Source organism: Gemmatimonadaceae bacterium (genome assembly GCA_020852815.1).
Classification (GTDB): Bacteria; Gemmatimonadota; Gemmatimonadetes; order Gemmatimonadales; family Gemmatimonadaceae; genus SCN-70-22.
This window is the reverse complement of the sequence record JADZAN010000009.1, coordinates 197,351-215,594: the sequence shown is the minus strand read 5'-3', so window position 1 is coordinate 215,594 and position 18,244 is coordinate 197,351. Positions and strand designations below refer to the sequence as shown.

Genomic DNA, 18,244 nt, shown 5'->3' with positions numbered 1-18,244 from the left:
CCGGCTACGGCTTGCTTCCGTGGTCGACCGTGATGATCGACTTGAGTCCACCGCGCACGTTGAAATCTCCCACCACGCGCATCCAGCGCGGCGACGCCTTGGCCACCAGGTCGTCCAGGATGCGGTTCACCACGCGCTCGTAGAAGATCCCGTCGTTCCGGAAGCTCCAGAGATAGAGCTTGAGACTCTTCAGCTCCAGGCAGAGATCGTCCGGGACATACGAGATATTGATCGTCGCGAAGTCCGGCGCTCCACCCTTGAGCAGCGCCAGCTCGGCCGCATCGGTCTCGATCCCGCCAATCGGGCAGAGCGATGTGAACTCCGGCGTCGTCATGAAGATTTCGTAGTTCCGCCCAGGGTACGGGTTCGGAAACGTCTCGAGCAGTTCGGGTTGCGGCATGTGGCGAAAGGTGATCTTCTGCCTGGTCACGGGGTAGTACTGCTCACCCCTCGCGCGGACACTGTGACCGAAGGGACCCCGCCGCTCTCCCCGCTGGGCGTCGCGATTGTCGCGTCCCAATCCAGTGCGTGACGATTCCACAATGGCGTACGTCCCTGCTATGGACACGCGACCGATTCAACCGTAGGTTGGTTTTCAGGTTGGCGCTCGTTGCGCCGGCCGCTGCCGACGCGAGAACGGCGCGACGGCACTCGCCCCCCGGTACTGCCGGGGGGCTCTTTTTTCCCCCACGCGACTTCGGCGTGAGGCCCGGATGAGTTCCCGACGTGCAAAGGGCCGCCTCTCCGGCGGCCCTCATCGCTTGGAACGTCGCGCGCGACCAAGAGCCTCGCGCTGTCAATCGCTACGCGCCGTCGCGTAGCTCCCGCGACATCTCCTCCAGCATCCGCTTCTCGTCGGCGCTCAGGCTCTCGATCCCCTGCTGCGAGATCTTGTCGAGCACGAGGTCGATGTCGCTCATTCGCTTGACCCCCTTGGCGCCGAGTGGGGGCGACTGCGGCGCCGGGCGCCGCGACACCGCGGAGTTGCTGCGGGCGATGATATCATCGATCTCGTTCCCCTTCTCACGCGCGCGCGGCATGGAGCGCGGAATGGCGCGCGGAGTCTCGTCGGGGATGTCGGTTGCGGGGGTCACACGCTGCTTGAAGCGATCGATTCCGCCGCCGCCAGATGCGGTGCGCAGGTAGAGCCACCCCGCGGCAAGCCCGCCCAGGTGCGCCAGATACGCCACCCCGCCACCCTGTCCCTCGGACATCCCGCCAATGAGGTTGAGCGCCACCATCAGCGCCACCATCCATTTCACCTTGAGCGGGACGACGCCAAACAGGAGGACCTCGTCGTTGGGCCAGCGCGTCGCATAGGCCAGCGTCACCCCCAGCACCGCGGCGGAGGCACCGATCAGCAGCGACTCGCGCGCGAACAGCAAGTGGAAGAACCACCCGCCCAGCCCGCACAGCACGTAGTAACGCGTGAACTCCCCGGCGCTCCACGCATGCTCCACGCGCGGGCCAAAGATGTAGAGCGTGTACATGTTGAGGGCGAGGTGCCAGAAGCCCCCGTGCACGAACATGTACGTCCCGATGGTCCACCACGAACGCGACAGGTCGTCGGCCGAGAAGCCAAGCGCCGGCAGCATGTTCTGCGCACCCACAACCGTCAGCTGCAGGAAGTAGATCGCGACGTTGATCGCGATCAACCACTGCACCGCCTTCGTGAGGCGCGGATAGTCGGTGTCGTCGGTGTACGTGAGGCCCATCGGCGTGATGCGACAAACGGCGATCGCGAAGGCCCTGGCGGCGTGAGCGGCCCTCTGCGCGAACTTTCTCCACTATATCTATCGCAGGGAGGCGCCGACTGTTCCGGCCACGTCCCCGACTGCCCGCACTCTCCCACGCGCGACGGCGCCGCGCACAACGCACCGCGAACGGCACGTCGCCAAGGGCGCCACAACAGCTACCGCAGTGTTGCCGGTCCGCTCAACCGCAGCGCGATCTGCACGTCGGCATGGCGCCCCATGGCGTGCTCGAGCAGCACCGCCCACCGCCGGTCCAGCACCCCGCGCTCGGTCGCGGGGCCGGGATGGATCAGGAGGCGCACCTTCTCGCTTGCGGCGTGCGCCTTCTCGACGATCTGCAAGTAATCGGCGTCACTGGCCTCATCCGTCCCGCCAATGACCACCGCCTGCGCGCATCCCACACGCGCCGCGGCCCGAACCGTCTCCATCGCCCGCTCCACCGTCGCCTCCGATGCCGGCGTGTCGATCGACACCTGCACGAGGGAGAGATAGGCGTGCAGGACGGCGATCGCCTCGGGGCGCTGCCCGTCGGTGTCGGCCACGACCGGCGTGTTCGTCGCCAGTGCCTGCAGCGCCGCCTCCAGGAACTCGGCGTTCCCCAGCGCGTCGCGCCCCGAAATGCAGATCGAGTGCACCGGCGAACGGCTCAACGCCCGCCCCACCTCACGCGCCAGCGCGTCGGACGTGTACATCGTCGCCGTCTCGGCCGGCCCGGCGAACTTGATCAGGAGCTGTCGCCGCCCGGCCCACTGGCCGTGACGCTGGATGCCGATCGGAATCCCCGCGAGCGCCGCTGCCAGTACCGGTCGTGTTCCCATGCGTCCTGAAGATCCTCACCAGATGAAGAACCCGCGGCGGTTACTGTTTGGTCACCGCCAGCCGCGCAATGCGATCGCACAGTTCCGGGAACGAGATGCCCGCCGCCGCCGCCGCCTGCGGAATGAGGCTCGTCTCCGTCATCCCGGGGAGCGTGTTGGCCTCGAGGCAGTAGAACTCCCCCGCCGGCGTCATGCGGAAATCGATCCGCGCACACCCCCCCAGCTTTAACGCGCCGAAGGCAAGCTTCGCTAGACGCTGGACCTCGGCCGTTTGTTCCGGCGTCAGGTCGGCCGGGAAGATCTCCTGCGCCATCCCCGGCGTGTACTTGCACTCGTAGTCGTACAGCTCCTTCACCGGGATGATCTCCCCCACCGGGAGCGCCTCACCCCCCAGGATCCCCACCGTGAGCTCGCGCCCGGCGATGAACGCCTCCAGCATGACCTCGTCGTCGTGCCGGAACGCCTCCTCGATCGCCCCCGGCAACTCGCCCCGCTCCTTCACCAGCGAGAGCCCGACCGTCGACCCCTGCTTGCTCGGCTTGACGATCACCGGGAAGCCCAGCCGCTCGCCAACCGCCTCGATGGAGGCCGGCGCCATCATCCAGTCCGCCGTCGGGACCCCCGCCGCGCGAAAGAGATGCTTGGAGAGATCCTTGTCCATCGCCAGCGCGCTCGCCAGGTGCCCGCTCCCCGTGTAGGGAATCCCGGTGAGGTCGAGCAGCGCCTGGATCGTCCCGTCCTCGCCCGTTCCCCCATGCAGCGCGAGGAAGATGACGTCGGTCTCCCCCACATGATCGATCGACGACGGTAGCTGCCGATTGAGCCGCACCAGCGCCTGCACGTCGGGCGGCACCGTCTTCACCACGCGCCCCCCCTCGAGCATCGAGCGCTCGTCAGCCGCACTGAGCGCCCCCCGCGCCGTATCCACCACGCGCACCTCATGCCCCGCCGCGCGCAGCGCCCCCGCCACTCGAAGCCCCGACGCCAGCGACACATCCCGCTCGGAGGAAGTCCCCCCCATGAGCACCGTCACTCGCATGACCGCCTCTCGTCTTCTCGTCCTCTCGTCGTCTCGTCTTCTGTCACTTCGCCATGAGGTACTGCAGCAAGTCGCCGCGCGTCACGATCCCCGCCAGCTGCCCGTGCGACTGCACCAGCACCGCGGGGTTTGTCTTCGAGAGGAGCTTGGCCACGTTGTCGGCGGGCGTGTTGACGTCGATCATCGGGAAGGGCGGGTCCATCACGTCGCCCACCGTCGCATCCAGCAGCTTGGGGTTGTCCAATGCGCGCGCCGACAACGTGTGCTCGTTGACCGAGCCAATGCAGGTGCTCCCGTCCATCACCGGGAGCTGCGACACGTCGTGCAGCGACATCAGCCGCAACGCCTGCCGCACCGGTGCGCCCGGCGCCGTGCTCACCATCACTGGCGCCCCGCCCGGCTTCACGTTGATCACCTGCGCAATCGTCGCCTTGTCGGCCTCCAGGAGCTGGTTCTCGCGCATCCACTCGTCGTTGTAGAGCTTGGAGAGGTAGCGCTCCCCCGTGTCGCACAGGAAGGTGACCACCAAGGCGTCGGGATCGTTGATGCGGCGCGCCACGTTGAGCGCGGCATGCGCGATGAGCCCCGCCGAGCCGCCCACGAAGAGTCCTTCCTCTCTCGTCAGGCGCCGCGCCATCGAGAAGGCATCCTTGTCGCTGACGGTGATGAACTCGTCGATGACTCCCATGTCGAGCGTCCCCGGGACCTTGTCCTGCCCGATCCCTTCCACCTTGTACGGCGCCCCTTCCGGCTTCCCCTGCCCCTGCGAGCGCCACATCTCGGCCAGGATCGACCCCTGCGGGTCGCCGGCAATGATCTGGATCTTCGGGTTCTTCGACTTGAGGTAACGCCCCACCCCGGTGAGCGTCCCCCCCGTCCCCGCCGCGCCGACAAAGTGCGTGATGCGCCCCTCGGTCTGCTCCCACAGCTCGGGCCCCGTCGTCTCTTCGTGCGCCTGCGGGTTGGCCTCGTTGTAGAACTGGTTGGCCAGCACCGCGTTAGGCGTCTCCGCGGCAATGCGCCGCGCCATCATCACGTAGTTGTCGGGATGGTCCGGCGGAACTGCCGTCGGCGTGATGATCACCTCGGCCCCAAAGGCCTTGAGCAGGCGCACCTTCTCCTGCGACATCTTGTCGGGCATCGTGAAGATGCAGCGATACCCCCTGAGCGCCGCGGCCAGCGCGAGCCCGATCCCCGTGTTGCCGCTCGTCCCTTCCACGATCACCCCGCCTGGCTTGAGCTTCCCCTCGCGCTCGGCCTGCGCGATGATCGGGAGCCCGATGCGGTCCTTCACCGAGCCGCCAGGGTTGAAGAACTCCGCCTTGCCGTACACCGGCGTGCGGATTCCGCGCGTGACGCGCGTGAGGTGGATGAGCGGCGTCCATCCGATCGTCTCCAGCACCGACTCGAAGACCTGGCGGTTGCGGGGAACGCGGCCGGACAGCTGCGCGATGTTCGAGGCGGCGGCGGGGGCGGGGGCGAGGTCGGTCACGAAAGGGGCCGGGTGAATGCCTAACGCTTGACAGCGGACGATTCGGCGACGACGGGCGCAGCGGGCGCAATCGGGGCCCCGCTGTCCCCCGGCATCGGGGGGCCATCGGGGACGCGGAACTTGATCGGAAAGAGCACCGGGAAGGCAATCGCCTTCCCGTCGCGGTACGCCGGTCGGAAGACGAGCTGCGATGCCCCCTCCAGCGCCGAGCTGTCGAAGGCGGCGAGCTTCGCGTGTTCGTGCACCTTCGTCGACTCCGGTACCGGACGGCCAAACTCGTCCAGGTACAGCCGCAACGTGACGTTGTCCTGGACCCCTTCGATATACGGGGCCACCGGGTACTTGAACGGGAGCGAATCACCGATGAACACCGGGAGCGAGTCCGCCGTCGCCACCTGCGGCCCCTCCCCCCTTCCCCCCTTGCCGCACCCCGACGCAAGTAACGCCACGGCCAACGTCGTCACCACAGTAGCCCGCGCGGTGCGCGGGGAGTTGCGGGAGTGGCGGGAGTGGCGGGAGTGGCGGGACACAGGAGGTATGAGCGAAAGGCGGGCGGTGCGCGTCACGTCAGGTGAATACAGTGGCAGGGGTGAACATCGGTCGAACCGAAAGAGCACGTCCAGCGGAATCTACCGTTACTCGCTAGGCATCCCTAGCGAGTCGCGAGAGCTCGTCGAGGATCTTCATCGCTTCCAGCGGCGTCATCTGGTTCACGTCCACCTGCTTGAGCCTGAGCATCGCCGGATGCGGCGCAGTGGCAAAGAGGGACAACTGCGGTGTCGCACCCCCCCCTCTCGTCTTCTCGTCCTCTCGTCTTCCCGTCTTCTCCCCCGAGAGTCCCGCCACCAACGCCTCCCCCTCCAGCAACGCCAGCACTTCGCGCGCACGTCGAATGACGGCGTCGGGCAATCCCGCCAGCCGCCCCACCTCGATCCCGTACGACCGATCCGCCCCACCCGGTTGCAATCGGTGCAGAAAGAGCACCTGCTCCCCCACCTCCCGCACCGCGACGTTGAAGTTGCGCGCCGCCGGGAGTTCGTCGATGAGTTGCGTCAGCTCGTGATAGTGCGTGGCGAAGACGGTCTTGGCCCCGGTCGTGTCGTGCAGGTGCTCGCTCACCGCCCACGCGATCGAGACGCCGTCGTACGTCGACGTCCCGCGCCCGATCTCGTCCAGCAATACCAGCGACCGCCGAGTGGCCGTGTGCAGGATGGCGCTCGTCTCTGCCATCTCCACCATGAACGTCGACTGCCCGCGCACCAGGTTGTCGCTCGCCCCCACCCGCGTGAAGATGCGGTCGATGATCCCGATCGTCGCCTTCGCCGCCGGGACGAACGATCCGACCTGCGCAATGAGCGCGATGAGCCCGATCTGGCGCAGGATCGTCGACTTGCCGGCCATGTTGGGGCCGGTGAGGATGATCATCCGCCCTCCGTCCGTCAGCTGCACATCGTTGGGGATGAACTTGTCGCGCGGCATCATCCGCTCCACCACCGGGTGGCGCCCGCCAATGATGTCCAGCTCGAAGCCGTCCGTGATTTCCGGGCGCACATAGCGCTCGCTCGCCGCCACCTCGGCCAGCGTTGCCAGCACGTCGAGCTGCGCCGCCAGCGCCGCCGCCCCTTGCAGCCGGCGGATGGCCCCGCCCACTCGTGTCCGCAACGCCTCGAACAGCTCGCGCTCACGCACCTCGATGCGCTCGGTCGCCGTCAGGACCTTCTCCTCGTACTCCTTGAGCGCCGGCGTGACGTAGCGCTCGGCGCCGGTGAGCGTTTGGCGGCGCTGGTAGTCGTCGGGAATCAGGTGCCGGTTGGCGTTGCTGATCTCGATGAAATACCCGAAGACGCGGTTGTAACCCACCTTGAGCGAGGTAATCCCCGTCCGCTCGCGCTCGGCGGCCTGGATGTTGGCGATGGCATCGCGCCCACCGTCGCGCAGCGCACGCAGCTCGTCCAGCGCGATGTCCACGCCGGGACGAATGGTATCCTCGTCGCCGATGGCCACCGGCGCTCGCTCCACCAGCGCCGCGGCGATCGCCTCCGCCAGGTCGGCGCACGAGTCCCAGTGCGCGGCAACGTCGCCCAGCGCGCCATAGTCCGTGAGGTGCGCAATCGCGGCCACCACGCGCGGCAGTTGCGCCAGCGAGCTGCCTAACGCGCCCAGCTCGCGCGGCGTGGCGCGCCCCGCGGCCGCCTTGCTCGCCAGCCGCTCCACGTCGCGCACCCCATCCAGCGCGTCGCGCACGGCGCCGCGGGCCAGCGAGTCGCCCACCAGCGCCCCCACCGCATCCAGCCGCGCATCGATCGCCCCCTTGTCCAGGAGCGGCGCCAGGAGCCACTGCCGCAGCGCACGCGCTCCCATTGGCGTCTGCGTGCGGTCGAACACGCCCAGCAGCGTCCCCGCACGCTCGGCGGCCGCGCGCCCGTTGGGGTGCTCGCTCTCGCCACGCAGCGACTCCACCAGCTCCAGGTTGCGGCGCGTCATCTCGTCCAGCGGCATGACGCCGCCCGCGCGCTCCAGCGTCGGGCGCGACAGGTGCGGGATGCCCGCCGGCTGCAACTCTCGCACGTACTTGAGCAACGCCCCCCCCGCCCCCACCGCCGGTGCCGCGTCGCCCCCCACGCCAAAGCCCTCCAGCGAGTGCACGCCGAAGTGCCGCGCCAGCTCCTCGCGCGCCAGCTCCGGGTCGAACTCCCAAGCGTCGCGCTCGGTCACCAGCGCCCCGTCGGCGCTCAGCTCACCGGCCGCCGCCCCTACCAGCGAGGTGCCACGCGCCACCAACACCTCGCTCGGCGCAAAGCGCGCCAGCGCCGCCCCGGCATCGCGCGCCGGCGCAATCACCAGGTGGAACGCCCCGGTCGAGACGTCGGCAGCTGCAATTCCGAACGTGTCGCCGTCACGGTGCACCGCGCACAGGAAGTTGTTCCGCGTGACGTCCAGCAGGTCGTCGGCGAAGGCGGCCCCGGGCGTGATGGTCTCCACCACTTCGCGTCGCACGATCCCCTTGGCCAGCTTGGGATCCTCCACCTGCTCGCAGATGGCGACGCGGAACCCCTGCTGCACGAGCCGGCGCAGGTAGTCATTCACCGCCTTCACGGGCACGCCGGCCAACGGCACGTCGGATGCGCCCCCGTTGTTGCGGCTGGTGAGCGTCAACCCCAGCACGCGCGACGCCACCTCGGCGTCCTCGAAGAACATCTCGTAGAAGTCGCCCATCCGGAACAGCAGGATCGCCTCCTGGTGGCGGGCCTTGATGTCCCGGTACTGCTGCATCAACGGCGTCGCGTCGCGACTCATCGGCGGCTCATCGGTGGCTCATTGCGGCTCGGCTTCGACGACCATCCCGTTCAAGCGCGACCCCTTCATGCGCGCCAACGCCGCGTCGGCCTCTTCATGCGTGGCATAGCGCCCCACCCGCACGCGGAACGGCGCCTTGGCCCCCCACACCCGCGCCTCATAACCGCGCTGCTGCAGCACCTCCTTCAACGCTTCGGCGTCGCGCAGCTTGGGAAAGGCCGCCACCTGCACCGTGAACACCTTCCCGGGAACCGCGGCCGCGCTATCGGCGGCTCGTTGGCGCTCGGCTTGTTCGCGCGCGATGCGTTCCTGCGTCGCCGCCTGCTCCTGCGCGGCACGTTGCTCCAGCGCTACACGCAGCTTCTCCGCGCGTTCAGCTGCAACGCGCTCCTGCTCGAGGCGTACCCGTTCCTTGCGCGCCGATTCCACGCGCGCCCTCTCGGCGCGCACGGAATCGGCGCGCTCCTGCGCCTTCTCCCGGGCCGTCTTCGGCCTGGCCTTCGCGCTCCCCGCCCCGGGCGTGGTCGCCCCCTTGGCCGTGCTCGCGGCGGCAGCCGCCGTGTCCGCCGGCGCCGCGGCAGCCAGCGCCGCCGCGCTGCACCGCTGGCGGTAGTAGTCGATCTGGTTCACCAGCTCCACGTCGTCGGCCGAGACCTTCGCGCGCGAGGTGGCTAACGATTGGCAGCCGTGCGGCAGGTCGCCATCCTCGATCGCCAGCCGCCCCGCCCAGAAGGCGGCTTTCGATGCCTGGCTCCCCTCCGGGTGCTCGCGCACCAGGCGCTCGAAGTTGCGGCGCGCCCCCAACCGGTCGCCCCGCGCGAGCTTGAGCTGCGCCACCATCATCGTGGCATCCTCCGCGCGCGGCGACAGCGAATACTCCACGCTCACCCGCAGGTAGTCACGCTCTGCCTCCACCGCGCTCGGCGAGGCGAATGCGCGCGCGTAGAGCGCCTCCACGTACGCCGCGCTCCCCTCTGGCGACGCCTGCACCACCGAGTCGGCAAACGCGCGCGCACCATCGCGATCGCCGCCGTTCACCATCCGCTGCACGCGCGACAGGATCGCACTGGGCGCCGCTGCCGCATCCGTGCGTTGCGCCCGCGCCGTCGCGGGCGCAACGATGGCAACTGCGCCGAGCGCCACCATGGCGGCACGCACGCCACGCATGCTCACTGCCGTCACGATAGCTACCGTCCTCGCATCTGGCGCATCACGACGCTCAGTGCGGCGCTTGAAGAGCGTTCGTAGCGGAAGCAGCGGCGGCAACGAAGGCATTCGTGGAGCGTGGCGGAAGACGTGGCGAACTGGAAGGTGGGAGAAGAACAGCTGCATGACGTGCTGGCTCGCTCGGGATCGCTGTGGACGCCTGGGTCGCAACAGGCCGCGCCAGGCTGGGTTCAGTTGCGCAGGGCGAGTCAGGCTGCGAGACGCCGCGCCGGCGCACACATCGCGCACACCAGCGAGGCCAGCATCTGCTCGTCCGAGGAGAGCTTGGTGTCCTTGGCCGCGCGGTCGGCGGCAAGCAGCGCCGCCAGCGCGGCGTCGATGCTCGTCGCATCCCAGCGCGCCACGTTTCGCTTCCAGCAATCGGTCGCCTCGCTCCACGAGCGCATGGGATAGGCACCGGTCTCCTTCAACAGGGCAAACAGCTCGCTCCCCAGCCGCGCCTCCGACACGCCGCGATCCCGCGCCTGCCGCGCCCACCCCATGGCCAGCGTCTGCACACTGAGGGCGATGATGATCGGGACGAGCCCCGACTTCGGCAGCTGCAACACGTGCTCGATCAGCGCCAGCGCCCCCGCCGCATCGCGCGCCGCGACCCGGTCCAGGAAGTCTCCCAGCGACTCCCCCTGCCGCACCCCCACCACCGCAGCCACAGCGTCGGTGTCGATCGTCGCTCCCTGCGTGTAGGACACGAGCTTGTCGACCTCCGACGCCAGCTGCCCCGTGTCACTCCCCACCGACTCGAACAGGAGCGAGACCGCGCGCTGCGTCATCGTCACGCCATGCACCTCCTGCGCATGCCGCGACACCCACTCCATCAGCTCCTGGTCGCGCAGCACGGGAAACGGCAGCGACACCACGCCATGGTCCAGCCCTTTCTCCGGCTTGGCTCCGGCAGGTGCAACGAGGATCAGCACCGTATCGCACGAGGGGCGCGTGAGGTACCGCTCGAGCACCGCGCGCGAATCCTTCTTGAGGGCCGGGACATCGCGCAGCACCACCACGCGCCGCTCGGCCATCATGGGAAGCGTGTTCGCCGCCGACGCGAGCTGCTCGGGCGTCACCTCGCCCCCGCGCAGGAGATCGAAGTTGAAGTCGCGCGTGGCCGGATCGACCGCTCCCGCGATCAACTCCCGCACGGCGCTCTCCTTCCGGTACTCGTCGTCGCCGTGAAAGAAGTACGCCGGCTCGAAGGCCTTGCTCACGATCGCCTTCCGCAGCTCGCGGAGCCCCTGGGCACTCATGGTGCCCCAATATAGCGCGCCGGCCGCCCCCCTTCCCGTACCCTTCTCGCGCCAGCAGCGGCGCGCGCGCCCCTAGTGCGCTTGTGCTTCCACCGTGTAGCTCACCGCGCGCACCGCCGCCTCACGGCGACGCCCGGCATAGCGCGATTGCGCCTCCTCCATCATCAGGAGCGCCGGCCATACCGCCATCCCCGTCGAAACCGATGCAACAAATGCGGGAGGCGCCACGGGAAGCGTCGCGTTCACGCCCAACGGCACCCCATTCGGCCGATACACCACGCTTGGCAGGCGAGCCACGTTGCTGGCCTCGCTCGGCGCCGCACCGCCGTCGCGCATCACGACCGCGAAGAGCCCCAGCGCGACGACACCGATGGACATCGACAGAAAGCCACTCATCCCGGGCCCGCGGAACAGCGGCGCGGGAGCGGCCGCACGCCGACGCTCGTCATCGAGGCGCCTGGCCAGGCGCGCCGAGAAGTCGGCTGAGGGCTGGATTGCCGGGAGGTTGTTCCGGATCAGGAGAAGGCTGCGCCGAACGTCGCGGTCCAACCGCGCGCACGACTCGCACTCGTATCGGTGGCGTTCCATGCACACCACGTCCACCCCAGGCAGGGTGTCATCGACGAAGGCGAGATGTTGGCGGCGAAACGACCTGCAATCCATGACGCGGGGAACCGGGGTAGGCTGGCGACGAGGGAGGGTACCCACTCGATCGAGTCGGGTTCCCATTGTGCACACGGCGTACACCGAATGCTAGCGCTCGCCATACTGAAAGACGAAGGGCCCCTCACCTGGTTTCCATGAGGGGCCCCGCGCCCTGGCACTCGAGCGGCGTTCGTCGCCGGCTTACCGCAGCCCCGGACTGATGATCGCCGCGAAGGCGTTCCGCGCCCGGTTCAACCGGGACTTCACCGTTCCCAGGTTGCAGTCGGTGATCTCGGCAATCTCCTCGTACGACTTCCCCTCGAGTTCACGCAGCACGAACACCTGGCGATGGTGTTCTGGCAGGCGCTCCACCGACAGTTCCACCAGCTCGCGCAGGTGGCGCTTGCGATAGAGGTCATCGGGGCGCGACGCCGGATCCTCGAATTGGAGCGGACGATCTTCGTCCTGCCAGTTCTTGCGGATCGCCTGGAAAAGCACGAGCGGATTCCGCGAGCGGTTCCGCAGCTCATTCTTGGCCAGGTTCGACGCGATGGTGTAGATCCACGTCGAGAACTTCTTCGACCGGTCGAAGCGATGAAGGTGGCGGTACACGCGGATGAACACCTCCTGCACGAGGTCCTCCGCGCGCTCACGGTCACCGATGGTCCGGTAGATGAAGTTCAGCAGGCGCGTCTGGTAGCGATCGACCAACTCCTGGAAGGCACGCTCCTCACCCGTGAGGAAGGCGCTGACCACCGCACCGTCATCCACCTGTCGGAGCTGCTCCCTGACCGCGTGCCCCGCGGTAAGGTGCGCCGATTGGAGTGCAGAGTCAGCCATGGTGCGTCTCCTCTTTGGTCTCGCTGGTTGGTCGCGTGCATCCGGACCCGTGGACACATGAGCGGTCCCGTAGTCCTGTTCCCGGTAAGGGCACGCCGCGTGCCCAACCACTCCGCCACTGTGACAGATACCATAACTACGGGTTTTGCTTGTAGTTACAGTGTCGCACGTCACGTTACGTCCCGGCCAGTTTCACCTCCCCGTCCTCTGGGGATGACAGCTCGCTGTTCCTGAATTCAGGACACTCCTCACCGGTCCCCCACCCCACGCGCCTCGCGCCCCCTGCGAGCTCAGCCAGCTCAGCGGCCGCAGCGAAAACCTGCGGCGTACAGAATCGCCACGAGCGTCTTGCCGTCGACCACCTCTCCCTGCTCGATGAGTCGCAGGACCTCGGAGAGCGGCTTGGTGACGACCTCGATAAACTCGTCCGCCTCCAGCCGGCTCTCCCCCATGGTGAGTCCCGTCGCCATGAAGAGGTGGATCTTCTCGTCGGTGAAGCCAGGCGTCGTGTAGATCGTGATCAGGTGTTCGACACGCGCAGCGGTGCAACCCGTTTCCTCCAGGAGTTCGCGAGTTGCGCAGGCCAGGGGCGTTTCTCCCGGGTCCAGCCGCCCCGCCGGTATCTCGTAGATGAAGCGCTCCGCAGCATACCGGTACTGGCGGATGAGGAGGAGCTGCGGATCGTCGCCCGCCGGATCGCTGGCGAAGGGGAGCACCGCCGAGGCGCCGGGATGCCGGATCATCTCCAGCTCGCCGAGTGTCCCGTTGGGAAAGCGCACGCGGTCGAGGTCGACATTCAGGACGCGACCGTGGTAGGCACGCACCGAACCCACCCGCGGAGAGTCGCCGGTGGCGCCGTCGTCGGCGCTGCTGACCGCGTGCTTCGGGGATTCCCGCGTGGAGTCGCTCACTTTAGTCACACCTCAGTACGAAATAGGGGTCGTATGGGCGGCCCCGGAGTCACCCCTCGAGGCGCGCACCGGTCGCGTCGTAGCTGCGCACCTCGCCCAGGGCGAGTGATTCCAGTTGTCCGCGCACCTGCAACGGGTCACCCACCGCCACCACCTGCAGGCGAGCCGGGTCCAGGTGCAGCTGCGCGACGCGCAGCACATCGTCGGCGGTGACCGCGGCGATGCGGGCGCGATACTCGTCGAAGTAGTTCGCCGGGAGGGCAAATCCAGCGCGCGTCGCCAGCGCCCCGGCAATTGCGGCCGACGTCTCGAAGCGAATGGGAAAGACCCCGGTGAGGTAGTCCACCGCCAGCGACAACTCGGCGTCGCTCACCCGTTCGTCGCGCATGCGCGCGATCTCGCCCATGATCTCGGTGACCGCCGCCCCGGTCACGTCGCTGCGCACCGCGGTGGAGACTTCGAACAGCGACGCGTAGCGGCGCCAGTCGAACTGCGAGAAGGCACCGTACGTGTAGGCGTGCACCTCGCGCAGGTTGAGGTTGATGCGCGAGTTGAACAGTCCGCCCAGGATCGCGTTCATCACGGTGAGCGCATGGAAGTCGCGATGGGCGCGCGGCACCGAGGGGTGCCCGATGCGCAACTCGGTCTGCGGGGCGTCGTCCTTTGCCACGAGGTGGAGCCCACGTCCGGCGGTAGCGGCGCCGACATCGATCGCGGGGGCAACTTCGCCATCGCGCCGCCACGCGCCCAGCGTCTCTTCCGCCAGCTGCATCACCTGCGCCACCTCCACGTCGCCCACCACGATCACCCGGCTGCGCGCCGGCACGACATAGCGCGCGTGGTGCGCGACCACCTCGCGCCGCGTCAACGGCGCCACTCCTGCCTCGTCGCCCGCTTCGCCCACGGCATAGCGGCTCGCCGCGACAAAGCAGAAGCGCGCGAACATGTCGTCGGCCAACCCGCGCGGCTCGGCGCGCTGCTGCAGTAGCGCCGCCAGCTGCTCCTCACGCAGGCGATCAACTTCCCCCTCGGGGAACGACGGCTCGCGCAGCACCTCGGCCAGCAGCTGCAACGCACCCGGCAGCCGCGTGGCCAGCACCGTCGTGCTGCACGTGGCGTGCGTCCACGCCACCCCCGTATCCAGCGACCCGCCGAGCTGCTCGAACGTCCCGGCCAGCGCGACCGCGTCGCGCGATCGCGTCCCCTCGGCCAGCGCCTCGGTGGTCAGCTGGGCCGTGCCCGCAGCTGCAACCGCGTCGCACTCGGCGCCCGCATCCGACATCAGGAGCACGGTGGCCAGCGGGAGCCGCCGCAACGGAACCACCAGTGCCTCGAGGCCGTTGGCAAAGCGCTGCGATTCCACGGCGGGAAACGCATAGGGGCGCGCCACGCCTGGCGTGGGGCGTCCGCCGGAAGTCGATCCGCTCATCGCCCCACCTCCACGGCTGTCCCATCAGCCGCACCACCACCAGCCGCCCCCGCATCCTCTCCCGCGCGCGGGACATACAGCAGCGTGGCGCGATTGTCGCGCCCGAAGCGCTCGCGCGCCAGGCGGTTCACGTCGTCAACACTCACACGCTGGAAGCGATCCACGAGCGCGTTGGCTTGTGCCGGATCGCCGAAATAGGTCGCAAACTGGGACAATTTGTCGGCGCGCCCCTGCGCCGACTGCAGCGACGAAACCAGGTCGGTGCAGATCATGGCGGTGGCCCGTGACACTTCAGCCTCGCGCACCCCATCGCTCTGCATCGTGTCCAGCACTTCGCCCACCGCCGCCTCGAGCGTCTCCCCCGACACGCCGGGCCGCCCCGTGATGTCGATGATCAGGAGATCGGTCCCCTTGGCCAGGTCGAAGGTGAAGACCGAGACAGCACTCGCCAGCTGACGCTCGCGCACCAGCTGCTGGTAGAGCCGGCTCCCACGCCCCATTCCCAGCACTCCCCCCGCTACCGACGCGGCGAAGTACGCGTCGGCGCCAAGTACCGGGCTCCGCAGCGCCAGGAAAAGGCGCGGCACCATCACGTCGTCGGCCACCACTTCGCGACGCCACTCCCCAAAGACCGATGGTACCGACATGTCGGGGAGCGGAGGGCGACCGCTCCCGCGCGGAATGGCGCCGAAATGCGCCTCCACCAGCGCCTTCGCCTCAGCGGTGTCGAAATCTCCAACAATCGACAGCACCGCGTTGTCCGGCGTGTAGTACGTACGGAAGAAGTCGGCGACATCCTCGAGCGTCGCATCGCTCAGGTGCTCCATCGACCCAATCAGCGAGTGATGAAACGGATGCTCCGGCGGGAAGGCCAGCGCCGGTAGGCGCTCCCACCACGTCCCGTACGGCTGGTTGTCCACCGACCAGCGGCGCTCGTTCTTCACCACGTCCCGCTGCGTGTCGAGCTTCTCCTGCGTCATGGCCGCCAGCAACCTCGCCATGCGATCCGCTTCAAGCCACAGCGCCAGCGACAGCTGGTTCGACGGGAGCGTTTCGTAGTAGTTGGTGCGCTCCAGCCACGTCGAGCCGTTGAGCGTTCCGCCCGCGCGCTGCACGAGCTCGAAGTGCTCGTTGGCTGCTACGTGCTCCGACCCCTGGAACAGCATGTGCTCGAACAGGTGCGCGAACCCCGTGCGTTCCGGGCGCTCATTCGCGCTCCCCACGTGATACCAGAGGTTCACCGCCACGATGGGCGCCGTGTGATCTTCCGACAGCGTCACGCGCAGTCCGTTCGCCAGTGTGTACGTCTCGATGGGTAGCTGCATGACTCTGTCGGATGGGTGGCGTTGTTCTGAAGCTTGGCGTTGCCCGGCAGCAGCTCGTGCGGTGCTGCATGTGCTGCGTGCGCTCAGCCCAGCGCCGTCGGCCGCAACGCCTCAGCGCGCGTCCCGAGCTCCCCCAATGGGGATCGTGAGCCCGTACAACGCCACGGGATTGAAGCGGTCCGTCTTCCCGTTCACCGGATCTTCGTTCGGGGTCATCAACTGGTTCACCATGGCATACAGCCGCAACCGGGAGAAGCCGGGGCCAAGGTCACGCAGCACCTTGCGGCCGACGTACACCTGCAACGCTGCCTCGGCCACGACGTCACGGCCGTAGATCTGGCTGTTGCGCGCCCCGCCGCCGCCGTAGCTGTACGTGAGGTACACGGGAAACTGCAGCTCGAACCATCCCCCCGTGCGCCGCGCCGGCACCCCGGGAAAGACGTTCCCGATGAAGACGACCGGGGTGTTCGTGCTCCGCGGCGTGACACCCGACGTCCCATACGGCGTCACGCTCGCCCCCACGATGAGCGTCCACCACGCCGACGATGAGGGGACGAGCGTTGCGAAACGCAGGTTGAACCCACTCGTAGCCGGATATCCCGCGGGCGCCGAGACGAAGTCGGCCGTCATCATCCCCGGCTGCAGCAGCAGTTCGGGCGCCCGGCGTTCGCGTCGTGCACCCTCCGCAGCGACGGTATCGACTCCCGTCACCTGCGCCAGCGCCGGCGCCGGCCGTCCCGCGACAAGCATTCCCACAACCGCTATGACTCGCGACAGGTGAGCGGCGCGCACCGCGCACCGCGACCGGACCGCACGCCTCGCGGCACCCGCACCACCCCACGATGTGCACCAACTCCGCGCGTCTCGTCCGGTCATCGACTGGTTCACCGGTGGGCCGTCTGTGGCTTTTCCTAGTTTGACATGGCCGGCGTCAGCGCCAGCAGTGCCGTCAGTGGCACCTTGAGCGACTCCGACAGGATATACCCGACAGACTCCATGCGGTTGGCCGAGATGGGGCTCGTCAACGTGGGGGAGGGGACGGCGTGCAGGCCGTGCCGCCACGCCAGGATCTGCAGCCGCATCATGTGAAACGGGTCCGACACGAGGATGATATCCTCGATCCCGCGCCGCTTCGCGAGCCGCGCCACGCCGCCCAGCGACTCGGCCGTGCTGCGCCCCTCGTTTTCCATCAGCAACGCCGTGTCGGGAACGCCGCGCCGCAACATGTACACGCGCCCCACCGCTGCCTCGCTCGTCGTGTCGCCCGCTCCCTTGCCGCCGGTAAGGATCACCCGCGGCGCCAGGCCGCGCTTCCATAACGAGAGCGCGTGGTCCAGGCGCGCGCGCAACACCGGGGAAGGACGCCCGTCATACTGGGCAGCGCCGAGCACGACGATCGCGTCCGACGCACGCGCCGCATCGCGCGTCCCCCACAACAGGACGCCGCCGAGCGACACCAGCCACGCCACCACCAGGAGGCGTGCCCCCATCAGGGCGATGCGTCGATTCGTCCAGGCGGCGGAACCCATCGCGCGAACTATAAGCCCGCGGCATCCCACCCGGATAGTCGCGACCGCACCCGATGAGCCTACGCGCGACTCAGACGCGACTCAGGCCTGACTCAGGCGTGACTCAGCGCGCCAGACTGAGAAGTGACAGCCAGAACACGTCGAACGAGACGCGAGCGCTGCGATCGGGTTGTCTCCACGCCCACAGGACCAGCCCGTCGCGGAAGGCCAGCTCACTCGCCGCGATCATCGCCGCCGGAAGCCGCGGCGACAGGTCCAGCAACTGGAAGACGCGTGCGACCGTCTGTTCGGCGCGCGCCTGGCGTTGCAGCGACGATTCCTCCAACGCACGTCGCGTCTCGTCCCCCCGCTCCTGCGACAACTCGATCAAGACGCGTAGCTCGCCTTCGCTGATCTCCTCCTCCAGCCATCGCCAGTAGTCCTCCAGCACCGAACTCGCGGTGGACTGCACCAGCGCTTTCCCCTCGCGCTCCAGCAAGCGCGCGGTGAGCCAGCGAATCGCCGTGGCAAGCAACTGCTCCTTGTCACGATAGTGATAGAGGACGAGCGCCTTCGACACCGCTGCCTCTTCTGCGATGGCCTGCAGCGACAGCGCTGCGCCCCCGTCGCGCGCGGCGCAACGCAACGTGGCCTGCAACAGTCGCTCGCGCGCTTCACTCGCGCGCACATCCTGGCGTTTGGCGGCGGGCATCGAAGG

The 18,244-nt window shown here is 68.3% G+C and carries 17 protein-coding genes; all 17 read right to left on the bottom strand.

What is annotated here, in order from left to right; translation table 11 throughout:
• Positions 1-4 precede the first annotated feature (4 nt).
• Positions 5-400: an NADPH-dependent 7-cyano-7-deazaguanine reductase QueF gene (gene queF, locus IT359_05115; GenBank protein ID MCC6928358.1), complete on the bottom strand. Its 396-nt coding sequence runs from the start codon at positions 398-400 to the stop codon at positions 5-7.
• 403 nt (positions 401-803) lie between these two features.
• Positions 804-1,715 (bottom strand): rhomboid family intramembrane serine protease, encoded by a 912-nt coding sequence (locus IT359_05110; protein MCC6928357.1) that lies wholly within the window; start codon positions 1,713-1,715, stop codon positions 804-806.
• Between the two features lie 197 nt (positions 1,716-1,912).
• Positions 1,913-2,572: a radical SAM protein gene (locus IT359_05105; GenBank protein MCC6928356.1), complete on the bottom strand. Its 660-nt coding sequence runs from the start codon at positions 2,570-2,572 to the stop codon at positions 1,913-1,915.
• Between the two features lie 40 nt (positions 2,573-2,612).
• Positions 2,613-3,611, bottom strand: coding sequence for a D-alanine--D-alanine ligase (locus tag IT359_05100; protein ID MCC6928355.1), 999 nt, complete (start codon positions 3,609-3,611; stop codon positions 2,613-2,615).
• A 43-nt stretch (positions 3,612-3,654) separates the two neighbouring features.
• Positions 3,655-5,064: a pyridoxal-phosphate dependent enzyme gene (locus tag IT359_05095; protein MCC6928354.1), complete on the bottom strand. Its 1,410-nt coding sequence runs from the start codon at positions 5,062-5,064 to the stop codon at positions 3,655-3,657.
• A gap of 59 nt (positions 5,065-5,123) precedes the next feature.
• Positions 5,124-5,552 (bottom strand): energy transducer TonB, encoded by a 429-nt coding sequence (locus tag IT359_05090; GenBank protein ID MCC6928353.1) that lies wholly within the window; start codon positions 5,550-5,552, stop codon positions 5,124-5,126.
• 193 nt (positions 5,553-5,745) lie between these two features.
• Positions 5,746-8,400: a DNA mismatch repair protein MutS gene (mutS, locus tag IT359_05085; protein MCC6928352.1), complete on the bottom strand. Its 2,655-nt coding sequence runs from the start codon at positions 8,398-8,400 to the stop codon at positions 5,746-5,748.
• 18 nt (positions 8,401-8,418) lie between these two features.
• A complete protein-coding gene (locus tag IT359_05080; protein MCC6928351.1) occupies positions 8,419-9,573 on the bottom strand; it encodes an SPOR domain-containing protein in 1,155 nt (384 codons plus the stop codon).
• Positions 9,574-9,815: 242 nt separating this feature from the next.
• Complete coding sequence (holA, locus tag IT359_05075; GenBank protein MCC6928350.1) at positions 9,816-10,868, bottom strand: DNA polymerase III subunit delta; 1,053 nt, start codon at positions 10,866-10,868, stop codon at positions 9,816-9,818.
• A gap of 72 nt (positions 10,869-10,940) precedes the next feature.
• Positions 10,941-11,456 (bottom strand): hypothetical protein, encoded by a 516-nt coding sequence (locus IT359_05070; GenBank protein ID MCC6928349.1) that lies wholly within the window; start codon positions 11,454-11,456, stop codon positions 10,941-10,943.
• Between the two features lie 258 nt (positions 11,457-11,714).
• Entirely contained in the window at positions 11,715-12,353 is a 639-nt protein-coding gene (locus IT359_05065) for a sigma-70 family RNA polymerase sigma factor (protein MCC6928348.1), read from the bottom strand.
• Between the two features lie 299 nt (positions 12,354-12,652).
• Positions 12,653-13,264 (bottom strand): NUDIX hydrolase, encoded by a 612-nt coding sequence (locus IT359_05060; protein MCC6928347.1) that lies wholly within the window; start codon positions 13,262-13,264, stop codon positions 12,653-12,655.
• Between the two features lie 49 nt (positions 13,265-13,313).
• Positions 13,314-14,693: an insulinase family protein gene (locus IT359_05055; GenBank protein MCC6928346.1), complete on the bottom strand. Its 1,380-nt coding sequence runs from the start codon at positions 14,691-14,693 to the stop codon at positions 13,314-13,316.
• Complete coding sequence (locus IT359_05050; GenBank protein ID MCC6928345.1) at positions 14,690-16,018, bottom strand: insulinase family protein; 1,329 nt, start codon at positions 16,016-16,018, stop codon at positions 14,690-14,692. Before IT359_05050 ends, IT359_05055 begins: the two co-directional genes overlap by 4 nt.
• A gap of 111 nt (positions 16,019-16,129) precedes the next feature.
• Entirely contained in the window at positions 16,130-16,768 is a 639-nt protein-coding gene (locus IT359_05045) for a hypothetical protein (GenBank protein ID MCC6928344.1), read from the bottom strand.
• Between the two features lie 161 nt (positions 16,769-16,929).
• Positions 16,930-17,547, bottom strand: coding sequence for a YdcF family protein (locus IT359_05040; GenBank protein MCC6928343.1), 618 nt, complete (start codon positions 17,545-17,547; stop codon positions 16,930-16,932).
• A gap of 103 nt (positions 17,548-17,650) precedes the next feature.
• Complete coding sequence (locus IT359_05035; protein ID MCC6928342.1) at positions 17,651-18,238, bottom strand: TetR/AcrR family transcriptional regulator; 588 nt, start codon at positions 18,236-18,238, stop codon at positions 17,651-17,653.
• Positions 18,239-18,244: the final 6 nt, after the last annotated feature.

Excerpts from the sequence above, each read along its gene's own strand:
- IT359_05055 (MCC6928346.1), bottom strand. The coding sequence starts at position 14,693 with ATGAGCGGATCGACTTCCGGCGGACGCCCCACGCCAGGCGTGGCGCGC.
- queF (MCC6928358.1), bottom strand. The coding sequence starts at position 400 with ATGCCGCAACCCGAACTGCTCGAGACGTTTCCGAACCCGTACCCTGGG.
- IT359_05100 (MCC6928355.1), bottom strand. The coding sequence starts at position 3,611 with ATGCGAGTGACGGTGCTCATGGGGGGGACTTCCTCCGAGCGGGATGTG.
- mutS (MCC6928352.1), bottom strand. The coding sequence starts at position 8,400 with ATGAGTCGCGACGCGACGCCGTTGATGCAGCAGTACCGGGACATCAAG.
- IT359_05110 (MCC6928357.1), bottom strand. The coding sequence starts at position 1,715 with ATGGGCCTCACGTACACCGACGACACCGACTATCCGCGCCTCACGAAG.
- IT359_05050 (MCC6928345.1), bottom strand. The coding sequence starts at position 16,018 with ATGCAGCTACCCATCGAGACGTACACACTGGCGAACGGACTGCGCGTG.
- IT359_05035 (MCC6928342.1), bottom strand. The coding sequence starts at position 18,238 with ATGCCCGCCGCCAAACGCCAGGATGTGCGCGCGAGTGAAGCGCGCGAG.
- holA (MCC6928350.1), bottom strand. The coding sequence starts at position 10,868 with ATGAGTGCCCAGGGGCTCCGCGAGCTGCGGAAGGCGATCGTGAGCAAG.
- IT359_05105 (MCC6928356.1), bottom strand. The coding sequence starts at position 2,572 with ATGGGAACACGACCGGTACTGGCAGCGGCGCTCGCGGGGATTCCGATC.
- IT359_05040 (MCC6928343.1), bottom strand. The coding sequence starts at position 17,547 with ATGGGTTCCGCCGCCTGGACGAATCGACGCATCGCCCTGATGGGGGCA.
- IT359_05065 (MCC6928348.1), bottom strand. The coding sequence starts at position 12,353 with ATGGCTGACTCTGCACTCCAATCGGCGCACCTTACCGCGGGGCACGCG.
- IT359_05045 (MCC6928344.1), bottom strand. The coding sequence starts at position 16,768 with ATGCTTGTCGCGGGACGGCCGGCGCCGGCGCTGGCGCAGGTGACGGGA.
- IT359_05070 (MCC6928349.1), bottom strand. The coding sequence starts at position 11,456 with ATGGAACGCCACCGATACGAGTGCGAGTCGTGCGCGCGGTTGGACCGC.